Origin of the sequence: Reyranella sp. (assembly GCF_965229815.1) — a bacterium.
Lineage (GTDB): Bacteria > Pseudomonadota > Alphaproteobacteria > Reyranellales > Reyranellaceae > Reyranella.
Map to the genome: position 1 here is coordinate 2737898 of NZ_CBDDJN010000006.1, position 20433 is coordinate 2758330.

At 70.3% G+C, this 20433-nt stretch carries 22 protein-coding genes; 12 read left to right on the forward strand and 10 right to left on the reverse strand.

The annotated features are described in order from the left end of the window. The first annotated feature begins 2 nt into the window (after positions 1 to 2). The gene (locus ACO073_RS24480) at positions 3 to 1205 is read left to right on the forward strand and encodes a lytic murein transglycosylase (protein ID WP_422001114.1); all 1203 of its coding nucleotides are present in this window, start codon (positions 3 to 5) and stop codon (positions 1203 to 1205) included. Between the two features lie 129 nt (positions 1206 to 1334). Here the strand turns inward: ACO073_RS24480 and ACO073_RS24485 are convergent, their stop codons facing one another. Next, the gene (locus ACO073_RS24485; protein ID WP_422001115.1) at positions 1335 to 2075 is read right to left on the reverse strand and encodes a class I SAM-dependent methyltransferase; all 741 of its coding nucleotides are present in this window, start codon (positions 2073 to 2075) and stop codon (positions 1335 to 1337) included. A gap of 150 nt (positions 2076 to 2225) precedes the next feature. Then, positions 2226 to 3149, reverse strand: a complete 924-nt coding sequence (locus tag ACO073_RS24490) for a diacylglycerol/lipid kinase family protein (protein WP_422001117.1) — start codon at positions 3147 to 3149, stop codon at positions 2226 to 2228. Positions 3150 to 3257: 108 nt separating this feature from the next. Here ACO073_RS24490 and ACO073_RS24495 point away from each other — a divergent pair, with 108 nt between their 5' ends. From ACO073_RS24495 to ACO073_RS24505, 3 genes are all read left to right on the forward strand, one after another. Further along, the gene (locus ACO073_RS24495) at positions 3258 to 4082 is read left to right on the forward strand and encodes a UDP-2,3-diacylglucosamine diphosphatase (protein WP_422001119.1); all 825 of its coding nucleotides are present in this window, start codon (positions 3258 to 3260) and stop codon (positions 4080 to 4082) included. Positions 4083 to 4086: 4 nt separating this feature from the next. Beyond that, a complete protein-coding gene (locus ACO073_RS24500) occupies positions 4087 to 5139 on the forward strand; it encodes a glycosyltransferase family 4 protein (protein WP_422001121.1) in 1053 nt (350 codons plus the stop codon). Positions 5140 to 5206: 67 nt separating this feature from the next. After that, positions 5207 to 5599 (forward strand): VOC family protein, encoded by a 393-nt coding sequence (locus tag ACO073_RS24505; protein ID WP_422001122.1) that lies wholly within the window; start codon positions 5207 to 5209, stop codon positions 5597 to 5599. A gap of 18 nt (positions 5600 to 5617) precedes the next feature. Here the strand turns inward: ACO073_RS24505 and ACO073_RS24510 are convergent, their stop codons facing one another. From ACO073_RS24510 to ACO073_RS24530, 5 genes are all read right to left on the reverse strand, one after another. Beyond that, positions 5618 to 6061, reverse strand: coding sequence for a hypothetical protein (locus tag ACO073_RS24510; RefSeq protein ID WP_422001124.1), 444 nt, complete (start codon positions 6059 to 6061; stop codon positions 5618 to 5620). 4 nt (positions 6062 to 6065) lie between these two features. Continuing rightward, a complete protein-coding gene (locus ACO073_RS24515; RefSeq protein ID WP_422001126.1) occupies positions 6066 to 6800 on the reverse strand; it encodes a ribonuclease activity regulator RraA in 735 nt (244 codons plus the stop codon). 118 nt (positions 6801 to 6918) lie between these two features. Further along, positions 6919 to 8433: an exodeoxyribonuclease VII large subunit gene (gene xseA, locus ACO073_RS24520; protein ID WP_422001128.1), complete on the reverse strand. Its 1515-nt coding sequence runs from the start codon at positions 8431 to 8433 to the stop codon at positions 6919 to 6921. A gap of 10 nt (positions 8434 to 8443) precedes the next feature. Then, positions 8444 to 8848 carry a type II toxin-antitoxin system VapC family toxin gene (locus tag ACO073_RS24525; RefSeq protein WP_422001130.1) on the reverse strand — a complete coding sequence of 135 codons (405 nt, stop codon included), beginning with the start codon at positions 8846 to 8848 and terminating at the stop codon, positions 8444 to 8446. After that, a complete protein-coding gene (locus ACO073_RS24530; RefSeq protein WP_422001131.1) occupies positions 8845 to 9195 on the reverse strand; it encodes a type II toxin-antitoxin system Phd/YefM family antitoxin in 351 nt (116 codons plus the stop codon). The genes ACO073_RS24525 and ACO073_RS24530 overlap by 4 nt, the downstream gene beginning before the upstream one ends. Between ACO073_RS24530 and purD the strand changes: the two genes are divergently transcribed. From purD to pncA, 5 genes are read left to right on the forward strand one after another with little or no spacing between them, the layout of a single operon-like run. Continuing rightward, positions 9157 to 10440 carry a phosphoribosylamine--glycine ligase gene (purD, locus tag ACO073_RS24535; protein ID WP_422001133.1) on the forward strand — a complete coding sequence of 428 codons (1284 nt, stop codon included), beginning with the start codon at positions 9157 to 9159 and terminating at the stop codon, positions 10438 to 10440. The two genes, ACO073_RS24530 and purD, sit on opposite strands and share 39 nt — an antisense overlap. Before the next feature lie 32 nt (positions 10441 to 10472). Beyond that, positions 10473 to 11600: an MBL fold metallo-hydrolase gene (locus tag ACO073_RS24540; RefSeq protein ID WP_422001134.1), complete on the forward strand. Its 1128-nt coding sequence runs from the start codon at positions 10473 to 10475 to the stop codon at positions 11598 to 11600. A 23-nt stretch (positions 11601 to 11623) separates the two neighbouring features. After that, complete coding sequence (queA, locus tag ACO073_RS24545; RefSeq protein ID WP_422001136.1) at positions 11624 to 12667, forward strand: tRNA preQ1(34) S-adenosylmethionine ribosyltransferase-isomerase QueA; 1044 nt, start codon at positions 11624 to 11626, stop codon at positions 12665 to 12667. Beyond that, positions 12664 to 13788, forward strand: coding sequence for a tRNA guanosine(34) transglycosylase Tgt (gene tgt / locus ACO073_RS24550; RefSeq protein WP_422001138.1), 1125 nt, complete (start codon positions 12664 to 12666; stop codon positions 13786 to 13788). The genes queA and tgt overlap by 4 nt, the downstream gene beginning before the upstream one ends. A gap of 13 nt (positions 13789 to 13801) precedes the next feature. Then, positions 13802 to 14410 (forward strand): bifunctional nicotinamidase/pyrazinamidase, encoded by a 609-nt coding sequence (gene pncA / locus ACO073_RS24555; protein WP_422001140.1) that lies wholly within the window; start codon positions 13802 to 13804, stop codon positions 14408 to 14410. A gap of 18 nt (positions 14411 to 14428) precedes the next feature. Here pncA and pcaF read toward each other — a convergent pair whose 3' ends face one another. The 3 genes from pcaF to ACO073_RS24570 form a co-directional block, all read right to left on the reverse strand. Further along, complete coding sequence (gene pcaF / locus ACO073_RS24560) at positions 14429 to 15631, reverse strand: 3-oxoadipyl-CoA thiolase (protein WP_422001142.1); 1203 nt, start codon at positions 15629 to 15631, stop codon at positions 14429 to 14431. Between the two features lie 77 nt (positions 15632 to 15708). Further along, a complete protein-coding gene (locus ACO073_RS24565; RefSeq protein ID WP_422001144.1) occupies positions 15709 to 16365 on the reverse strand; it encodes a class I SAM-dependent methyltransferase in 657 nt (218 codons plus the stop codon). Between the two features lies 1 nt (position 16366). Then, positions 16367 to 17539, reverse strand: a complete 1173-nt coding sequence (locus ACO073_RS24570; RefSeq protein WP_422001146.1) for a DUF3419 family protein — start codon at positions 17537 to 17539, stop codon at positions 16367 to 16369. 176 nt (positions 17540 to 17715) lie between these two features. Here ACO073_RS24570 and ACO073_RS24575 point away from each other — a divergent pair, with 176 nt between their 5' ends. Genes ACO073_RS24575 through ACO073_RS24585 form a run of 3 tightly spaced genes read left to right on the forward strand, consistent with a single transcriptional unit; the run spans position 17716 to position 20374 of the window. Then, the gene (locus tag ACO073_RS24575; RefSeq protein WP_422001148.1) at positions 17716 to 18273 is read left to right on the forward strand and encodes a methylated-DNA--[protein]-cysteine S-methyltransferase; all 558 of its coding nucleotides are present in this window, start codon (positions 17716 to 17718) and stop codon (positions 18271 to 18273) included. After that, positions 18270 to 18929: a DNA-3-methyladenine glycosylase family protein gene (locus ACO073_RS24580; RefSeq protein WP_422001150.1), complete on the forward strand. Its 660-nt coding sequence runs from the start codon at positions 18270 to 18272 to the stop codon at positions 18927 to 18929. Before ACO073_RS24575 ends, ACO073_RS24580 begins: the two co-directional genes overlap by 4 nt. A gap of 47 nt (positions 18930 to 18976) precedes the next feature. Beyond that, positions 18977 to 20374, forward strand: coding sequence for a malonyl-CoA decarboxylase domain-containing protein (locus ACO073_RS24585; RefSeq protein WP_422001152.1), 1398 nt, complete (start codon positions 18977 to 18979; stop codon positions 20372 to 20374). The last annotated feature ends 59 nt before the right edge of the window (positions 20375 to 20433 follow it).

Below are 20433 nucleotides of genomic sequence, written 5' to 3' on the forward strand. Positions count from 1 at the left end.
ACATGTTTCGCCTGTCCCGCCGGTTCGCGATTGCCCTCGCCACGACGTCCTCCGTCCTGGCCAGCCCCGTCCTCGCGCAGAGCGACTTTGCGTCCTGCCTGCAGGACATCAAGGCCGAGGCCATGCGGCAGGGCGTGGACGGCTCCGTCGCCGACCGCGCCTTCCAGGGCCTGACCCCCGACCGCAAGGTCGTCGACCTCGATTCGCGCCAGCCGGAATTCTCGCTGACCTACGCCAAGTATGTCGGCAACTCGGTGTCGGCCGACCGCATCGCCCGGGGCCAGCAGCGGCTGGCGCAGAACCGGTCGATCCTCGACACGCTCCAGGGCCAGTACGGCGTGCCGCCGCAGTACATCATGGCGTTCTGGGGCATCGAGACGAACTACGGCGGCTACATGGGCGATTTCCTGGTCGTCCGCTCGGTGGCGACGCTGGCCTGCATGACCAAGCGCCGCGAGTTCTTCAGCAACGAGACGGTGCAGGCCCTGCGCATCCTGTCGCTGAACCACATGACCAGCCCGCAGATGCGCGGCTCGTGGGCCGGCGCCATGGGCAACATGCAGTTCATGCCCTCGACCTTCATGAAGTGGGGCGTCGACTACGACCGCAACGGCCGCATCGACCTGTGGCACAGCCTGCCGGACGCCTTCGCCTCGGCCTCGAACTTCCTGCGCGGCATCGGCTGGAAGCCCGGCCTGCCGGCTGCCGAGGAGGTGTTCCTGCCCCAGGGCTTTCCGCTCGACCAGGCCGACACGACGATCGAGAAGCCGGTGAGCGCCTGGGCGGCCATGGGAGTCCGGAAGGCCGGCAACGCCGCGCTGCCGACCGTCGACGCGCCGTCGTCGATCCTCCTGCCGGCCGGCTTCCGCGGTCCCGCCTTCATCCTGTATCCCAACTTCAAGGCAGTGATGAACTGGAACCGCTCGACGCTCTATGCGCTGGCGGTCACCATCCTGGCGCAGCAGATCGCGGGCGGCCCGCCGGTGATGCAGATGCCGCCCGCCGACGACGAGCCGCTGTCGCGCGAGACCGTGATCGACATGCAGAACCGGCTGGCACGGCTGACGCTGTATACCGACGAGATCGACGGGCTGCTCGGCCCCAAGACGCGGTCGGCGGTGCGCCTGTACCAGAAGCGGATCGGCATGCCGGCGGACGGCCATCCGACGCCGGAGTTCGTGCGCCGCCTGCAGCAGCAGCGCTAGAGCGGCTGGCGATAAATCGGGACCGCGCAGGCGGTCGCGATTGTCGGAAACGCCTCAAGTCGGACAACCCCGCCTTCGGCATCGAGCGTTCGGCCGATCCCGACCGAACGCTCCATGCTCTCGTCCCGCTCAGGCGGACCGATACCCGCGTACGGCAGCGCGACCGCGCCGGGCGACCGACCGCAGCAGCCGCTCGGCCGACCGCGCGGGCTTGGTGAGCGCCCGCACCATGGACGGGCGCTTCTCGCAGTAGAACTTGCCGTCGCCGGCCTCGAGCACGAGGTTCTTCTCGTGGGCGAAGCGATGGACGGCGCGCACCACCCCCGGCCAGCCGGGCGCGTAGTCGTCCCCGAAGATGGCGCCGCCGTCGACCACCAGGTCGTAGAACAGCGCCAGGTCGAAGTAGACTTCCTCCTCCTCGTGGCCGGCATCGATGTAGAGCGCGTCGAAGGTCACGCCGAGCCGGCGCAGGACGCGCGCCGCTGCGGTCGAGGTGATTGGGAAGGGCGAGATCGCGTCCTCGGCGCCGGCGCTGCGCACGTTGTGGACGAACTGGCTGAAGAGGTTGGGATAGCCGCCGGTCAGCCGCAGGTGGGTCCTGAGGTCGGGCTCGAGCCACAGCGTGTCGTTGGATCCGAGCCAGGTGTCGATGCAGACGAAGTGGGTGTCGAGGCCGAGCTCGCGGGCGAGCGCGTGCATGTGCAGGACAGAGGCGCCCTTCCAGGTGCCGATCTCGCAGACCATGCGCGGGCGGTGGCGCTCGAAGACCTTGCGGAAGATCGGATGGTCGGAGTGCCAACCCTGAAGATCGACCGACCGGTCCGGTGGAATATCCGAATAGCAGCTGCCATCGATGCCAATGGCCGCCAACGGCCGGACCTTCTGCGGACCCAAGATCGCCTGCTCTCCCCAACTGGACGGGACAATGTCAGCCCGGACCCGGTGCGTCCAGCCGCATGCGCGCAACGAGCTTCCGTGGACGCCGGCCGGAGCCGCGCGGCGGCCGGCGGAGAGGGCCGATCAGGCCGGCTGCAGCAGGCGCACCGTGGCCCGGCTCAGCCCGATCGAGACCGGCAGGGTGAGCGCGTTGTCGCCGTCGATCTGGACCGGCTGGGCGCGACTCTCGCCGGCGTCGCTCAGCACCGAAACCCTGACCTCGCGGCCGGCGATCACGCGGTAGCCGGTGGCGCGCGGCAGGCAGCCCATCAGGAGGGCGAGCCCGTAACGGAAGGTCTGCGACCGCCCCCAGCGCTCGAACAGGCAGACGTGCAGCAGCGGCTTGTCGAGCGCCGCCTGCGGCGCGACCACGTAGGGCCCGGCATAGTGGCGGCTGTGGGTCACGATCACGGATGACGCCTCGTGGCGCACGCCGTCGATCTCGACGGCATAGCGCACCGGCTTGTAGCGCCGCGCCTCGATCAGGGACCGCCAGACATAGGCGGCCTTGCCCCAGCGCCTCTTCAGGGGCGGGCTGACGCCCGCCACCACCTTGGCGTCGAAGCCAGCGCCGGCCATCAGCGAGAAGCAGCGCGCGTCGGCCTCGTGGACGGCCTCGCCGGGCTGGATCGCCAGCGCCCGGCCGGCCACGATCGTGCGGGCGAGCTCGGTCGCCGAGGAGCCCAGCCCCAGCTCCTGGGCCAGCACGTTGGCCGTCCCCAGGGGAACGATGGCGACGGCCGGCCCCTCGGCGGCACGGCCCGCCAGCCCGTTGATCACCTCGTTGATGGTGCCGTCGCCGCCGGCCACCGCGATCACCCGGTAGCGCCCGGCATCGCAGGTCGCCGCCAGCCGGCGCGCGTCGCCGGCCGCGCGGGTTTCGACGAGGTTGACCGTCCAGCCCTCGGCGCGGACATGTGCCGCCACCGCCTCGACCAGTCCCCGGCGACGCCGGCCGGCCGTCGGATTGACGATCAGCAGCAGGTGGTTCGAAGCAACGACGTTCATCGAAGGGTCACACTCGATTCACGGCTACGCAACCGGTCACATACACAATCCGCTGCGTCCCGTGCAATCGCGCACGACAGATTTTGTGCCGACCGGCCCCTTATCCACATGACCGTCATCGAGCGCCACACGCAACCTGCCCGCCACCGGACCATCTTCCTGTCCGACATCCATCTCGGCACGCGCGGCTGCCAGGCCGAGTTGCTGCTCGATTTCCTGCGTCGCAACGAGAGCGAGACGCTGTACCTCGTCGGCGACATCGTCGACGGCTGGCGGTTGAAACGCTGGTGGTACTGGCCGCAGGCGCACAACGACGTCGTTCAGAAGATCATGCGCAAGGCCCGCAAGGGCACCAACGTGATCTACATCCCCGGCAACCACGACGAGGCGGCACGGCAGTACTGCCAGCTCACCTTCGGCGAGGTGCGGGTCGAGGAAGAGGCCATCCACACCCAACCCGACGGCCGCAAGCTGCTGATCATCCACGGCGACCAGTTCGACGGCATCGTCCGCTACGCCCGCTGGCTCGCAATCCTGGGCGACTGGGCCTACAACGTGGCGCTGCGCATCAACACGACCTTCAACTGGGCCCGCCGACGGCTCGGCCTCCCTTACTGGTCGCTGTCGGCCTACCTCAAGCACAAGGTCAAGAACGCGGTCCAGTTCATCGACAACTACGAGCAGGCCGTGGCGAGCGAGGCGCGGCGCCGCGGCGTCGACGGCGTCGTGTGCGGCCACATCCACCACGCCGAGATCCGGACCATCGACGGCATCCTCTACTGCAACGACGGCGACTGGGTGGAGAGCTGCACGGCGCTCGTCGAGGACTTCGAGGGCCGCCTGCGCATCGTGCGCTGGGCCGAGGAAGTCGCCCGCCGCGACGCCGTGCTGCCGCGCTTCGAGCCGCAGCCGGCCCGGTTGGCGGCGGAGTAGACGCTTGCGCATCGCCATCGTCTCCGATGCCTGGCGGCCGCAGATCAACGGCGTGGTGCGCACGATCGAGACCGTCGCCCAGCTGCTGCGCGCTGCCGGCCACGATGTCGAGGTCTTCGGTCCGGACCGCTTCCGCACCCTGCCCTGCCCGACCTATCCCGAAATCCGGCTGTCGCTGTTCCCGGGCGCACGGCTTTCGCACATGCTGAAGCTCTATGCGCCCGACGCCATCCATCTCGTGACCGAAGGACCGCTGGGCTGGGCGGCGCGCAGCTTCTGCCTCGCCCGCAACATCCCGTTCACCACCGCCTACCACACGCGCTTTCCCGAGTACGTGCATGCGCGCATCCGGCTGCCGGTGTCCTGGAGCTACGCCTTCGTGCGCCGCTTCCACGCCCCGTCGGCGGCGGTGCTGGTGGTCGCCCAGTCGATCCGCGACGAACTCGCCGCCCGCGGCTTCCGCAACCTCGTGCCGTGGTCGCGCGGCGTCGACATCGCGGCCTTCCGGCCGCGGCCGCACAACCCGGCGGCCGGGGAGCGGCCGATCTGGCTCTATGCCGGCCGCGTGGCCATCGAGAAGAACATCAAGGCCTTCCTCGACCTCGAGCTGCCGGGCACGAAATGGGTGGTCGGCGGCGGCCCGCAGCTCAAGGAGCTGAAGCGGCGCTACAAGGACGTCCGCTTCTTCGGATCGGTCGACACCGAGGAGCTGAGCGAGCGCTACGCCGAAGCCGACTGCTTCGTCTTCCCCAGCCGCACCGACACGTTCGGCCTGGTCATGGTCGAGGCCCTGGCCTCCGGCGTGCCGGTGGCGGGCTATCCGGTGCCGGGCCCGATGGATGTCGTCACCGTGCCGGGCGTCGGGGCGATCGACGAGGACCTGCGCACGGCCTGCCTCGCCGCCGTCAACGGCGATCCCGAGGCCTGCCGCCGCCACGCCGAGACCTTCACCTGGGAGCGCTGCGCCACGCAGTTCCTCGATACGCTGCGCCCGATCGCGCGCAGCGTGTGGCAGCCCCTGAAGCGGCGCGTGCTGCCGGACGCCGCGGCGTCCTGAGGCGGCGGCCCGACCGCCATTGACCTCCGCTCCGGCCCCTCCCATGTCGGAGGCAACGGAGGACGGCATGGCGGCTCTCAACCACATCATCGTTCCGGCCCGCGACAAGAACGCCTCGGCGGCTTTCCTGGCGGGCATCCTGGGCCTCGAGGTCGGCGACCCGTGGGGACCGTTCCGGCCGGTCCAGACCAGCAACGGCGTGACGCTCGACTTCGTCGATTCCGGGGACGTGCGGACCCAGCACTACGCCTTCCTCGTCGACGACGCGGAATTCGATTCGGCGTTCGGGCGGGTGAAGAAGGCCGGCATCGCCTTCTACGCCGGCCCGCACAAGGAGGGGCCGGGCGAGATCAACCGTCACTGGGGCGGCCGCGGCGTCTATTTCGAGGATCCCGACGGCCACCTGCTCGAGCTGATCACCAGGCCCTACGGCAAGCTCGACCAGCTCGCCTCCGGCTGACGGAAGCCGCCATCGAACCTACTGGGCGGCACGCGTGCCGGCCATGACGCCGGCGCGGCCGGGTCCCGGCGGAGTCTCCTGGATGCCGCAGGCCGGGGCGCCCACCGGCTCCTGCACCTCGACGAAGCGCATGTCGCCCGGCGACACCGGCATCGAGAAGGAGCCGCCGCCGTTCGGGCCGCGGCACCGCAGGACATGCCAGCCCGGGCCCAGCTCGACGCGGGCCCAGGTCATGGGCCCGAGCTGGCTGACCATCTGGGGACCGACCCCCACGTTGATCGCCGGCCCGACCGTCGCGGGATAGTAGAAATAGACCGCGCCGAGGCCGGCCGGCGCCGGATTGAACTGCTTGCCGGCGATGTCCTGTCCGGGCGACGCCGTCGCAACCTCCGTCGCCGCGCAGCCGCCGAGGCCCACGATCATGGCAAGAGTGCCGAGCGCGCCACGATACACCTGGAACATGGTCTCAACCGTTCGGCGGCTCGCCGGCCTTGATCCACGCCTGGTAGAGCTTCTTCGTCTCGTCATTGGGCGGATAGGTGCCGGGGATCGGGATGCCCTGCGAGACACGGATGGCGACGAACTTCTCCAGCCGCTCCTGCTCGAAGGAATCGCGCGCCACCTCGTCGGCGAGATGGCGTGGCACGACGATGGCGCCGTCCTCGTCGGCGACGATGACGTCGCCGGGATAGACCGGCACGCCGCGGATGCCGACGGGCGCCTGGACCTCGACCGGATGCAGGTGGTTCATGCTGGGCGGCGCGGCGGCCGCCGAGCAGTAGACCGGGAAGCCGTCGATCCTGGAGATCACCGGCGTGTCGCGCATCGCGCCGTCGCTCAGCACGCCGGCGACGCCGCGCACCTTCAGCCGCAGCGCCAGGATGTCGCCGATCGTGCCCGACCTGGTGTTGCCCTCGGTGCCGATCACCAGTACCGCGCCGGGCGGCGTCTCCTCGATCGCGGCGCGCTGGGCCGACGGCGGATCGGCGGGCGTCGGCGGCTTGTCGAGGTCCTCGCGACCGGGAATGTAGCGCAGCGTGAAGGCGGGCCCGACCAGGCGGGTCGCCTTGGGATTGAGCGGATGCACGCCGCTGATCGACGTGTTGCGGAAGCCGCGCTTCAGCATCTGCATCGAGACGGTGGCCGTGCTGGCATACAGGAAATTCTTGGTCGTCTCGGCCGACAGCGGCTCATGGCTCATGGTGTTCCCCCGAAAGTGACTTTCATCCCGAGGGCGAGACCCGAGGGACCTTGCTTGCCCCGCAAGGGTCCCTCGCTTCGCTCGGGATGACAACATTCAGTTCATCGGGGCTGGTGCGTCACAGCAGCGAGCCCTGGCTGCCGCCGCCGTCGCGGCGGCGCGGGGGTCCGGCCGATCGCGGCGCCGCGGCGGCAGCGCCGTCGGTGACCCGGGCGCCGATGCGGCCGTCGGCGAACTCGATGGCGAGCGTATCGCCGGCCCGGGTCTGCGCCGCCGCGAGCACCGGATGCCCGTCCTGGTCGCGCACCAGGGCGAAGCCGCGCTGCAGCACCGAGCGGAACGAGTAGCTCTCGAGAAGTTGGCCGAGCTGGTCCAGCCGGCGCTCGCCGCCTTCGATCAAGGCGGCGCCGCAGCGCTGCAGGCGTCCGGCATACTGCTCGATGCGATCGGCGCTGCGGTCGATCTTCTGGCGGGTATCGCCGACATACCGGCGCATGGCGCCTTCCAGCACGCGGGATTCGGCAGCGAGCGCCTGCTGCTTGGCGATCAGGACGGCAACCGGGCTCGCCAGCCGGGCCGCCGCCAGCGCGTGCTCGCGCCGCTCGACCAGCCGGTGCATGGCGAGCGCCAGCCGCTCGCCGCCGACGTCGAGGCGCTGCTGGCGCTCCTCGATCAGCCGCAGCGGGTCGCCCAGCCCGCGTGCCAGACCGCTCACCGCCAGCCCCGCCTCGCGCAGCAGCCGGTTCATGCAGGCCATGGTGCGCTTGCCGAAGTCGAGCGTCTGGGTGAGCAGGTCGGCCCGCACCGGCACGGCCATCTCGGCCGCCGCGGTCGGGGTCGGCGCCCGGCGATCGGACACGAAGTCGATCAGGGTCGTGTCGGTCTCGTGGCCGACGGCGGAGATCAGCGGGATGGTCGACGCCGCGGCGGCCCGCACGACGATCTCCTCGTTGAAGGCCCAGAGGTCCTCCAGGCTGCCGCCGCCGCGCGCCACGATCAGCACGTCGGGTCGCGGCACGGCGCCGCCCTCGGTCAGGCGGTTGAAGCCGGCGATGGCGGCCGCCACTTCGCCGGCCGCCTTGTCGCCCTGCACCGCGACCGGCCAGACCAGCACGTGACGCGGGAAGCGGTCGGAGAGGCGATGGAGGATGTCGCGGATCACCGCCCCCGATGGCGAGGTCACGACGCCCACGACTTCGGGCAGGAACGGCAGCGGGCGCTTGCGGTCGGCGTCGAACAGGCCCTCGGCCGCGAGCTTGCGCCGGCGATCCTCGAGCAGTTTCAGCAGCGCGCCCTCGCCCGCGAGCTCCAGCCGGTCGACGATGATCTGGTAGCGCGACGAGCCGGCGTAGGTCGTGAGCCGGCCGGTGGCGATCACCTCCAGCCCCTCCTCGATGCGCAGGCCGAGGCGCGGGATGGTGCCCTTCCAGCAGACGCCGTCGATCACGGCGTTCTCGTCCTTCAGCCGGAAATAGCAGTGGCCGGAGCGGGGAAAGGACGGCTGGCTGATCTCGCCGCGCACGCGCACGCGCGGGAAGGCCTGCTCGATCTCGCGCTTCAGCGCGAACGACAGTTCCGAGACGCTGAACTCCGGAACGTTGCTCGCAACCTGCTCGGACGCCGTCGATTCCATGGGCGCGACGCTACACCCGCGCGTCGATGCGGGCGAGCGGACCCTTCCAGGACAGCAGCTTCGCGTCGGACGTCACGAGCCTTGCCTTGAGCCTCAACGCCGTCGCGACGATGAAGCGATCCGCCGGATCCGCATGGAGATCGGCGAGAGCAACCGATTCGATCGCGACCTCGCCATCCAGGGGAACCTCCTCGATGCCAAGCTGGAGGGCATCGATGCGCCACTGGTCGACGGATTTTGCCAGCACGACGCGGTTCTTCGCGACCAGAACGGCAACCTCCCAGACCGATGCGGCGGAGATCATCACGCGGCTCGTGCGCAACGCCTCATCGATGCTCTCGACCGCCCGAGGCCCAATGCGGTCATTGCGCTCCAGCAGCCAGAGAAGCGCGGTGGTATCGAGGACGACGCTCAATCCTTGAGCACCTCCCATTCGACGTCGGGCGGCTCATCGAGATCGCCCAGCACCTTCACCGAGCCCCTCATGGCCCCAAGGAGCGTCGCCGGCTTCTGGACAAACGGCACGATCTCCGCGACCGGCTTGCCATTCTTGGTGACGATCACCCGCTCGTGGGTGGCCGCGACCTCGTCCAGCACGCCCAAAAACTTCGCTTTGCACTCCGAGGCTTTCATGGTTTTTGTCATGGCTGAACCTGCGATGTGACCATGGTCATGACCAATGGTCATATTGCCGGAAAGAGCCGTGATTTCAAGGGGGTGGCAATGCGGGTCCTCGTGGTGGGCGGCGGCGGCCGCGAACATGCCCTGTGCTGGGCCCTCTCGGCCTCCCCGCTGTGCACGAAGCTCTTCTGCGCGCCCGGCAATGCGGGCATCGCCCAGGTCGCCGACTGCGTCGCCGTCGCGGCCGAGGACATCGCCGGCCAGGTCGAGCTCGCCCGGCGGGAGAAGATCGATTTCGTCGTGGTCGGACCGGAGGTGCCGCTGTCGATGGGGCTGGCCGACCGGCTGGCCGAGGCCGGCATCAAGGTCTTCGGCCCCTCGCAGAAGGCCGCCCAGCTCGAAAGCTCCAAGGGCTTCACCAAGGACCTGTGCCGCCGGCACGGCATCCCGACCGGCGCCTACGAGCGCTTCACCGATGCCGACCGGGCCGCCGCCTACATCGAAGCGCAGGGCGCGCCCATCGTCGTCAAGGCCGACGGGCTGGCCGCCGGCAAGGGCGTGGTCGTCGCCGAGACGGTGGCCCAGGCGGTCGAGGCCGTGCGCGACATGCTGTCGGGCAACCGCTTCGGCGCAGCCGGCGCCTCGGTGGTGATCGAGGAGTTCCTGGTCGGCGAGGAGGCGAGCTTCTTCGCCCTGTGCGACGGCGAGCACGCGCTGCCGCTGGTCGGCGCCCAGGACCACAAGCGCGCCTTCGACGGCGACAAGGGCCCGAATACGGGCGGCATGGGCGCCTACTCGCCGGCGCCGGTGTTCGACGCCGCCATGCAGCAGCGCACGATGGACGAGATCATCCGGCCGACCGTGCGCGCCATGGCCGAGGCCGGCATGCCGTTCAGGGGCGTGCTCTATGCCGGCCTCATGATCACCGCCCAGGGGCCGAAGATCTTCGAGTACAACTGCCGCTTCGGCGATCCCGAATGCCAGGTTCTGATGATGCGCCTGAAGTCGGACCTGCTGCCGGCGCTGATCGCCTGCGCCGACGGCGGGCTCGGGCATTTCGACCTGCGCTGGTCGGCCGACACGGCGCTCACCGTGGTCATGGCGGCCCGGGGCTACCCCGACTCCTACGGCAAGGGCAGCGAGATCCGCGGCCTCGAGGCGGCGGCCAAGGTTCCCGGCGTCCAGATCTTCCATGCCGGCACGACGTTCGGCGGCGATGGACGGAAGGTGCTGGCCAACGGCGGCCGGGTGCTGAACGTCACCGCCATGGCACCCACCGTGCAGGAAGCGCGGGATCGCGCCTATGCCGCCGTCGACCGGATCGACTGGCCGGAAGGCTTCTGCCGGCGCGATATCGCATGGCGGGCCATCGAGCCGCGCCCGTGACAGGCCGCGCGTCCCGGCGCTAGTTTCGATCCATGCCTGACGCCCCCGACCTTTCGCAGCGCCTCCTGGCGCAGCTTCGCTTTCCCTGCGGCGACGTTCCCGAGCCCGGCGAGATCAAGAACGTCGCCCCCGGCATCTACTGGCTGCGCATGCCGCTGCCCTTCCAGCTCAACCACATCAATCTGTGGCTGGTCGACGAAGGCGACGGCTGGACGATCGTCGACACCGGCATCAACACCGAGGCGACTCGCGGCCTGTGGGAGACGATCTTCGCCGACCGTCTGGCCGGCAAGCCGGTGACGCGGGTCATCGCCACCCACCTCCATCCCGACCATGTCGGCTTGGCCGGCTGGCTGTGCGAGCGCTGGGGCGCCTCGTTCTGGATGACGCTCGGCGAGTACATGAGCGCCATGGCCGCCCGCAACGACTTCGTCGAGAACGAGGACATGCGCGCCGCCCATCTGGCGCGCAACGGCGTGCCGGCCGAGCGCATCAGCCTGTTCCACCGCCACAAGGGCGGCTACGCCAAGGGCGTGGTGCCCCTGCCCTCGACCTTCCAGCGGCTCATCCACGCCCATCCGATCACCATGGCCGGGCATCGCTGGGACGTCATCGTCGGCCGCGGCCACGCGCCCGAGCACGCCTCGCTCTGGTGCCCCGAGCTCAACGTGCTGATCGCCGGCGACCAGGTCCTGCCCAAGATCAGCACCAATGTCGGCGTGTGGCCCAACGAGCCGCGCGCCGACGCGCTGACCTGGTTCCTCGACGGCTTCTCCCGCTTCCGCCGCCTGCCGGCCGACGCGCTGGTGCTGCCCAGCCACGGGTTTCCCTTCGTCGGCCTGCACACGCGTCTCGACCAGCTCGTGGCCCATCACGACGCGCGCCTGAACGACATGACGGCGGCCATCGCCCATCGCGGCGCCGAGGGTGCCACCGGCTGGGACATGGTGCCTGTCCTGTTCCCGCGGCACCTCGACAACAACCAGATCGTGTTCGCCTTCGGCGAGACGCTGGCCCATCTCCACTGCCTGGAGACGCGCGCCCGCGTGCGGCGAGAGGTCGTCGACGGCGTGCACCGCTTCGTGGCCCTCGTCGATCCCAACGTCCAGCCGCCGGCCGACGACAGCGACGCCGAGGTCATGGATATCGGCCCGACGTAGACGGCGCCGACCTCCTCCTCTCCATGCGTGTCGATCTGTTCGATTTCGCGCTGCCGGACGACCTGATCGCCCAGCGGCCCGTCCAGCCGCGCGACGCCGCGCGGCTGCTCGACGTCACGGCGGACGGGCTGCACGACCGCACGGTCCGCGACCTGCCCGGCCTCCTGCAGCGCGGCGACCTGATGGTGTTCAACGACACGCGGGTGATCCCGGCGCGGCTGAGGGGCGTGCGACGCGGCACGGCGGGCCGCCAGGACGTCGCGGTCGAGGTGCTGCTGATCCGCGACCTCGGCGCCGGCCGGTGGCTGGCCTTCGCGCGCCCGGCCAAGCGCCTGCGGCCGGGCGACGGGCTCGCGTTCGGGGATCTGGGCGCCGCCGTCGAAGCCAAGAAGGACGACGGCTCGATCGTGCTCGCCTTCGAGGCGACCGGTCCGTCCTTCGCGGAAACGCTGGCGACCACGGGCACGGTGCCCCTGCCACCCTATATCCGCGGCGGCGTCGCCGACGGACAGGACCGTGCCGACTACCAGACCCTGTTCGCCCGCCGCGACGGATCGGTGGCCGCGCCGACAGCCGGCCTGCATTTCACGCCGGACCTCATGGCTGCGCTGGCCGAGGCCGGCATCGGCTCGGCCGGCGTGACGCTGCATGTGGGCGCCGGGACCTTCCAGCCGGTCCGCGTCGACGACACTGACCGGCACGCCATGCACGCCGAATGGGGCGAGGTGCCGGCGGCGACCGCCGACGCCATCGCCGCGACGCGCGCCGCCGGCGGCCGCATCGTGTCGATCGGCACGACGGCGCTGCGCCTGCTCGAAACCGTGGCGCGCGACCACGATGGCGCGGTCGCTCCCTGGACGGGCGAGACCGACATCTTCATCACGCCGGGCTTCCGCTTCCGCGCCGTCGACCTGCTGCTCACCAACTTCCATCTGCCGCGCTCGACCCTGTTCATGCTGGTCTCCGCCTTCGCCGGGCTGGAGCGCATGCGGGCCGCCTATGCGCATGCGGTGCGCGCGCGTTACCGCTTCTATTCCTACGGCGATTGTTGTCTGTTGCGGCGATGACGCTTTCCTTCGAGCTCGCGGCGACCGACGGCACGGCGCGCCGCGGACGGATCACGACCGCCCACGGCACGATCGAAACGCCCGCCTTCATGCCGGTCGGCACGGCGGGCACCGTCAAGGCCATGCTGCCGCGGTCGGTCGCCGAGACCGGCGCCGAGATCGTGCTCGGCAACACCTACCACCTGATGCTGCGGCCCGGCGCCGAGCGCGTCGCCGCCCTGGGCGGGCTGCACCGCTTCATGAACTGGCCCGGCCCGATCCTGACCGATTCCGGCGGCTTCCAGGTCATGTCGCTGAAGGAGTTGCGCAAGCTCGATCCCGACGGCGTGACCTTCAAGTCGCCGATCGACGGCGCCAGCCATCGGCTCACTCCCGAGCGCTCGATCGAGATTCAGAACCTGCTCGACGCCGACATCACCATGTCGTTCGACGAATGCACCAGCTGGCCCGTCGCCGAGGACGTGGCCGCAGCGTCCATGCGCTTGTCGATGAAATGGGCGGAACGCGGCCGGCGCGCCTTCGTCGAACGGCCGGGCTACGGCCTGTTCGGCATCGTGCAGGGCAGCACCTTCCCCGACCTGCGTGTCGAGAGCGCGAAGGCGCTGACCGGCATCGGCTTCGATGGCTACGCGATCGGCGGGCTCGCCGTCGGCGAAGGACAGGAAACGATGTTCTGTGTCCTCGACGTGACCATCCCGATGCTTCCCCAGGATCGGCCGCGCTACCTGATGGGCGTCGGCCGGCCGGCCGATATAGTGGGCGCCGTGAAGCGCGGAATCGACATGTTCGACTGCGTCCTGCCGACCCGCGGCGGACGCACGGCCCAGGCCTTTACACGTCGTGGCGAGCTCAACCTGCGCAATGCGCGGCACCGCGACGACCCGCGTCCGATCGACGAGCATTGCGCCTGCCCGGCCTGCCGCGACCACAGCCGGGCCTATCTGCACCACCTGATCAGAAGCGAGGAGATCCTCGCCGCCATGCTCCTGACCTGGCACAACCTGCAATATTTTCAGGACATCATGCGCGGCCTGCGGGGCGCCATCGAAAGCGGCTCGCTCTCGGCCTGGATCGCCGCCTTCGAGGACGAGCAGGCGCGCGGGGACATCCAGCCATTATGACGGAGCGTAGACGATGCCGAACGAGGCGCTGATCGTCATCGACGTGCAGAACGACTTCTGCGAGGGCGGCGCGCTGGCCGTCCCGGGCGCCGGCGCGGTGATCCCCCTGGTCAATCGCCTGATCGGGCGGTTCGATCACGTGGTGCTGACGCAGGACTGGCATCCGCCGGGCCATGCCTCGTTCGCCAGCGCGTGGTCGGACGCGCAACCCTTCGCCACCGCGCAGTTCACCTACGGTCCCCAGACCCTGTGGCCGGACCATTGCGTCCAGGGAACGCCGGGGGCGGCATTCCACCCCGAGCTCGACGTCACGAAGGCCCAGATGGTCGTGCGCAAGGGCTTCCACCCCGGCATCGATTCCTACTCGGCCTTCCGCGAGAACGATCGCATGACGCGCACGGGACTGGACGGCTACCTGAAGGCGCGCGGCTTCACGCGCCTGGTGATGTGCGGCCTCGCCCTCGACTATTGCGTGGCCTGGTCGGCGATCGACGCCCGGCAGGCCGGCTTCGACGTCGCGGTCGTCCAGGAGGCCACGGCCGCCATCGACCTCGACGGCAGCAAACGCCGCATGCTGACCGAAATGCGTCAGGCGGGGATCAACCTCACCCTTACCGCCTGACCGGTCCGTCGCGGCGCGTCAGACGCGCTCGAGCGCCAGCGCGATCCCCTGGCCGACGCCGATGCACATCGTGCACAGCGCCCGCTTGCCGCCCGTGGCCTCGAGCTGGTTGAGCGCGGTGATCATCAGACGGCCGCCCGAGGCGCCCAGCGGATGGCCAAGCGCGATGGCGCCGCCGTTCGGATTCACGTTCTCCGCGTCGTCGGGCAGGCCGAGCTGGCGCAGCACGGCCAGCGCCTGGGCGGCGAATGCCTCGTTGAGCTCGACCACGTCGAAATCGCCGATCGCCATGCCGAGCTTGGCCAGGAGCTTCTGCGTCGCCGGCACCGGGCCGATGCCCATCACGCGCGGCGGCACGCCGGCCGACACGGCGCCCAGGATGCGCGCGCGCGGCACCAGGCCGTTCGCCTTGGCCGCGGCTTCCGAGGCGATGATCATGGCGCAGGCGCCGTCGTTGATGCCCGAGGAATTGCCCGCCGTGACCGAGCCGCCCTCGCGGAACGCCGCCGACAGCTTGGACAGGGTCTCCATGGTCGTGTCGCCGCGCGGATGCTCGTCCTTCGAGACGACCGACTCGGTCTTGCCCTTCTTGACGCAGATCTCGACGATCTCCTTGTCGAAGAAGCCGCGGTCCTGCGCGGCCTTGCAGCGGCGCTGGCTACGGTAGGCGAAGGCATCCTGGTCGGTGCGGCTGATCTGGTGCTCGGTGGCGACATTCTCCGCCGTTTGTCCCATCGGATCGATGCCGTAGGCGGACTTCATCTTGGGATTGACGAAGCGCCAGCCCAGCACCGTGTCCTCGAGCTTCATGCTGCGATCGAACGGACCTTCCGGCTTGCCCATGACGTAGGGCGACCGCGTCATGCCCTCGACGCCGCCGGCGATCATCATGTCGGCCTCTCCGAGCTTGACCGCGCGTGCCGCGTGGCCCGCGGCCTCGAGGCCCGAGCCGCACAGGCGATTGACGGTGGCGCCCGCCACCTCGACCGGCAGGCCTGCCAGCAGGCCGGCCATGCGCGCCACGTTGCGGTTGTCCTCGCCCGCCTGGTTGACGCAGCCATAGATCACGTCGTCGACCGAGCCCCAGTCGACACCGGCATTGCGCTTCATCAGCGCCTTGATGGGATGGGCGGCGAGGTCGTCGACTCGCACGGCGGCGAGGCCGCCGTTGTAGCGACCGACGGGGGTGCGAATGGCGTCGCAGATGAAGGCTTCGGTCATGCGGGCTACTCCGGGCACGTTGCTCCTGCCCGGTTAGCATCCGGCCCCGGCGCTCGCCAGTGCAGGTTCGGCAATTCCTACGGGCGGAACCGGCGCGCAAAGACGGCGTGCTGGGCGTAACCGCGGAACGGCCGGTCGAAACGCGCCAGGCGACCCTCGGCGGGCGCCAGGATCCGCAGCTCGGCCTCCAGCTCGTCGCGCGGACGAACATGGAAACCGCGCAGCCAGCGCCGCAGGCCCGCCCGGAAGAACGCCGGCAGGCGCTCCTGGCCGCCGAAGTCGACGATGTGGAGCTCGCCGCCCGGCTCCAGCCAGGCCAGAGAGCGGCGCAGCGCCGCGCGCCATTCCGGAATCATCGACAGGCTGTACGACAGGAAGATGCGCGAAAAGCCCGGCTCGCCGAACAGCAGGGCCGGGTCGAACGCCGTCGCATCGCCGCGCGCCAGCACGATGCGGCCCTCAAGGCCGGCGCGCCGGACCTCGCGGCGCGCGGTGGCCAGCATCTCGGCCGACAGGTCGAGACCGTAGAAGCGCGCCTGCGGCCAGGCGCGCGCGGCAGCGACGAGATTGCGGGCCGTGCCGCAGCCCACTTCCAGGACCCGCCCGCCGGCGGACGGGGCCAGGCCGTCGATCAGCCGGTCTCGGCCCAGCAGGTAGTACTTGCGCGTGATGTCGTAGAAGTGGCGCTGCCGGCGATAGATGCGGTCCATCAGGACCGCTTCGGCGGCGCCCATCTCAGTCGGCGAGGACGTAGAGATGGAAGCCACCGTAGATCGCCGAGCGATCGCGTTCGGTGAAGGCCCGCGAGCGGCTTTCCTCGTAGCGCCAGCGCGCCAGCAGCGTCGGGTCGAGGCGGCCGGGCAGCAGCGAGGGCTCGGCGGCGGTGCGGAAGATCACCCGCGCGCCCGGCCGTGCCGTGCGCGTGATCTCCGCCCACAGCGCATCGAGCTGGCCGTCGGTCATCCAGTCCTGGGCATCGAGCAGCACGTAGCGGTCGCGCGAGGCGTCGGGGCAGCCGGCGAGATACTCGGTGATCGACCGGTTCATCACCTCGACGCGGCCGGCGCGGCTGCGCACGGCGTGGAAGTTCTCGCGCCGCAGGTAGGGCGGCAGCGGCCCGCTGGCATTGTCGGCATAGGCGCGGCCGAAGGCCTGCCACGCGAAGTAGTTGTCCTCGAGGCTGAAGCCGCAGGCCAGCCGCTCGACGCGTGCCCGCAGCACGTCGCGCATGGGGCTGCCGCCGGCCAGGGCCTCGTACTGAGCCGGCGGAATGCCGAGCCCGTAGAGGGACAGGCGGTTGTCGGTCGCCCAGCGCACCGCCGGCTTGTCGAACAGCGGCGCCAACATGGTCTCGAAGAAATGGCGCTGCTCCTCGAGCGTGCGTGCGCTGAGGAGCTGCCGCAGGTCGACGCCGTAGAGGCGGGCGGCGGCATGGCTGAAGCCGATGAAGCGGCCCAGCACGCCGTGGCGATAGGCGTTGCGCGCGAACATCGAGATGCGGCGGCGTCCGCCCTGCTGGAGGCTGCGACCCCCCCAGTAGGCGCGGCTGGCGGCATCGAGATGCGGCGCGACCAGCCTGTCGTAGGCCGAGACATTGGCCGCATCGTCGGCCGCCCCGAAGAAGCGGTAGAAGTCCTGCCACGTGGCGAGGCGCGCCGCGGCGGTGAGCTTCAGGCGATTGAGCGCCACGTGGGCGAGGCTGAGATCGAGCGCCGTGATGCGCGCCGGATCTGCGGTCAGGTACGAGAGGACGTTGCAGCCGCCCGAGGCGATGGCCACGACATGGCTGTCGGGCCCCAGCTCGAGGGCCTCGAGGTCGATCTCGGGGTCTTCCCAGATCTGGGCGTAGACGAGACCGCGGAACAGCCGCTCGAACAGCCGCTCCAGCATGCCTTCGCGGGACAGCACGCGATGACGACGGACCGCCTGCTGGAGGCGAACATGGCTCTCGGCCCGCGAATAGACCAATCCAACGACCTCGACCGATTCAACCTGTGAATCATACGCAGCCTCGGTGCCAGTTTGATGACAGGAGCCACCGCGACCACTTGACGGGATGACCGGTTAGAGAGACGGTTGCGGCCATGACCGCTCAGGCCTTCGCCGTCTTCGATTCGCCGATCGGCCCCTGCGGCATCGCGTGGAATGGGCGGGGCATCGTCGGCTTCCACCTGCCGGGGGCCACCGAGGCACGCACGCGCGCCCGGCTGAGCCAGCGCTTCGCCGATGCCGCCGAAGCGCCGCCGCCGCCGGGCGTGCAGCGCGTCATCGATCGTGTCCTGGCGCTGCTCGCGGGCGAGGCGGTCGATCTCTCCGACGTGCCGATCGTGCTCGACGGCGTGCCCGACTTCCATCGCCGGGTCTACGACGTCGCGCGCGCCATCCCGCCCGGCCGCACCATGACCTACGGCGAGATCGCCCGGCGCCTCGGCGCGCCGCACGACTCGCGCGAGGTCGGCCAGGCGCTGGGCCGCAACCCCATCGCCGTGATCGTGCCCTGCCATCGCGTGCTGGGCGCCGACGGACGCATGGGCGGCTTCTCCGCGCCGGGCGGCGTCGCCACCAAGCGGCGCATCCTCGAGATCGAAGGCGCGGCGGCACTCGGCGCCGGACCTCTGTTCGCCGCGCCGCCGGCGCGATGACGGATTTCGCCTTCTCGCCACGACGCGCGATCACCCACCTCCGCCGGGCCGACCCCGCGCTTGCCGCCGTGATCGACTCCGTGGGTCCGTTCCGCCTCGAGCTGAAGGCGTCGCGCAGCCTGTTCGGTGCGCTGGCCGAGGCGATCGTCTACCAGCAGCTATCGACCAAGGCCGCCGCCACCATCTACGGCCGGGTCGAGGCGCTCTTTCCGCACGCCAGGAGCGGCTTCACGCCAGCCGATATCGCCGGCGCCACCGACGAGTCGCTGCGCGGCGTCGGCCTGTCGCGCGCCAAGCTGCTGGCCCTGCGCGACCTTGCCCGGCGCGTGGCCGATCGCGAATTACCGACCCTGGAGGAGGCAATTCTCCTCGACGACGAGGCGCTGATCGCCCGCCTGGTCGCGGTGCGCGGCATCGGCCGCTGGAGCGCCGAGATGTTCCTGATGTTTCGCCTCGGACGTCCCGATGTCCTGCCGGTCGACGACTACAGCCTGCGCAAGGCCTACGCCGCCGTCTTCCGCAAGCGCAAGCTTCCCTCGCCCGAGACCCTGCAGAGAGCGGGCGAAAAATGGCGCCCCTATCGCACGGTGGCGAGCTGGTATCTCTGGCAGATGCTGAACGGCAATTCGCGACCCAAGAGCGCAAGCCCGCCATGACGCCGCCAGCCACTGGAGTGACACGATGGCCATGACATAATCGCGTCATGGCCCTTCCCTTCTCGAACACCGTCGACCGCACTCTCGAACGCCTGCGCAGCGCCTTCGTCGACACCGCCCGCGGCGCCCGCGAGGCGGTCGGCGCGCCGCTCCGGCCCGACCTTCCCGACGACGACATGCCCCGCCTGCGCAGTCGCATCGATGCCTGCCTCGCGGGCAAAGGCGGCGACACGGCGCGGCGGGCCCGCGCCGCGGCGCTGGGTCAGGCCTACCTCTCGCTGTCGGCCGCCGGCCGCAAGAAGTTCCTGCTCACGCTGGCTCACGAATACGGGCTCACCCGCGAATCCGCCCAGGAGGCCGTCGAGCGATGGCGCGCGTCCAAGGAGCCGCCGCGGGCCCTGCGCCGTGCCCTCGAACCCCCGGCGGTGCGCCTGCTGCGCGAGTTCGTCGGCGTGCCGCAGGGCGTGAAGTTCGTCGTCGACCTCAGGGCCGAACTGCTGGCGATGGGCAAGACCGACGCGGCGGCGCGGGCGCTGAGCGAGGACCTGCGACCTCTGCTCGGCGACTGGTTCGACGTCGGCTTCCTCGACCTCGTGACCATCGACTGGAAGGCCCCGGCCGCCCTGCTCGAGAAGCTCGTGGCCTACGAGGCGGTGCACGCGATCCGTTCGTGGCGCGACCTCAAGAACCGGCTCGACTCGGATCGCCGCTGCTTCGCCTTCTTCCATCCGCGCATGCCCGACGAGCCGCTGATCTTTGTCGAGGTGGCGCTGGTCGACGGCATGGCCGGCAACATCCAGCGCCTGCTCGACGCCAAGGCGGAGACCAGCGATCCCGAGGATGCCAACACGGCGATCTTCTACTCGATCTCCAACTGCCAGCAGGGGCTGGCCGGCATCAGCTTCGGCAACTTCCTGATCAAGCGCGTGGCCGAGCACCTGGCCCGCGAGCTGCCCAACATCAAGGATTTCGCCACCCTCTCGCCGATCCCGGGCCTGCGCCATCACATCGACGGCCGCCTGAAGGCCGAGGGCGATTCGGCGCTGACGCCGGCGGAGATCGCCTCGCTGGTGCCGGTCACCAACGAGGCGGCCGGCGCCGCCGCCGTCCGCACGCTGCTCGACCGGCCGAGCTGGTGGGAGGTGCCGGCGATCAACAAGGCGCTGAGGCCGATCCTGTCGCGCATGGCCGCGCGGTTCCTCACCGCCACCGACGGCCGCGGCCGCGCGCTCGATCGCGTCGCCCATTTCCATCTCGGCAACGGCGCCGTCGTCGAGCGCCTGAACTGGCTGGCCGACACCAGCGCCAACGGCCTGCGCCAGTCCTATGCCATGATGGTGAACTACCGCTACAAGCTGGGCGACGTCGATGCCAACCACGCGGCCTACGAGGCTGGCAAGGTCGTGGCCAGCCGCGAGGTCCGGGCGCTGGCGCGCGCCAGCTAGGCTAGCCGCAAAGGAGGAACCCGGCGGGTCGCCGGGTTGAAGCGGCGACGGCGCCTGCT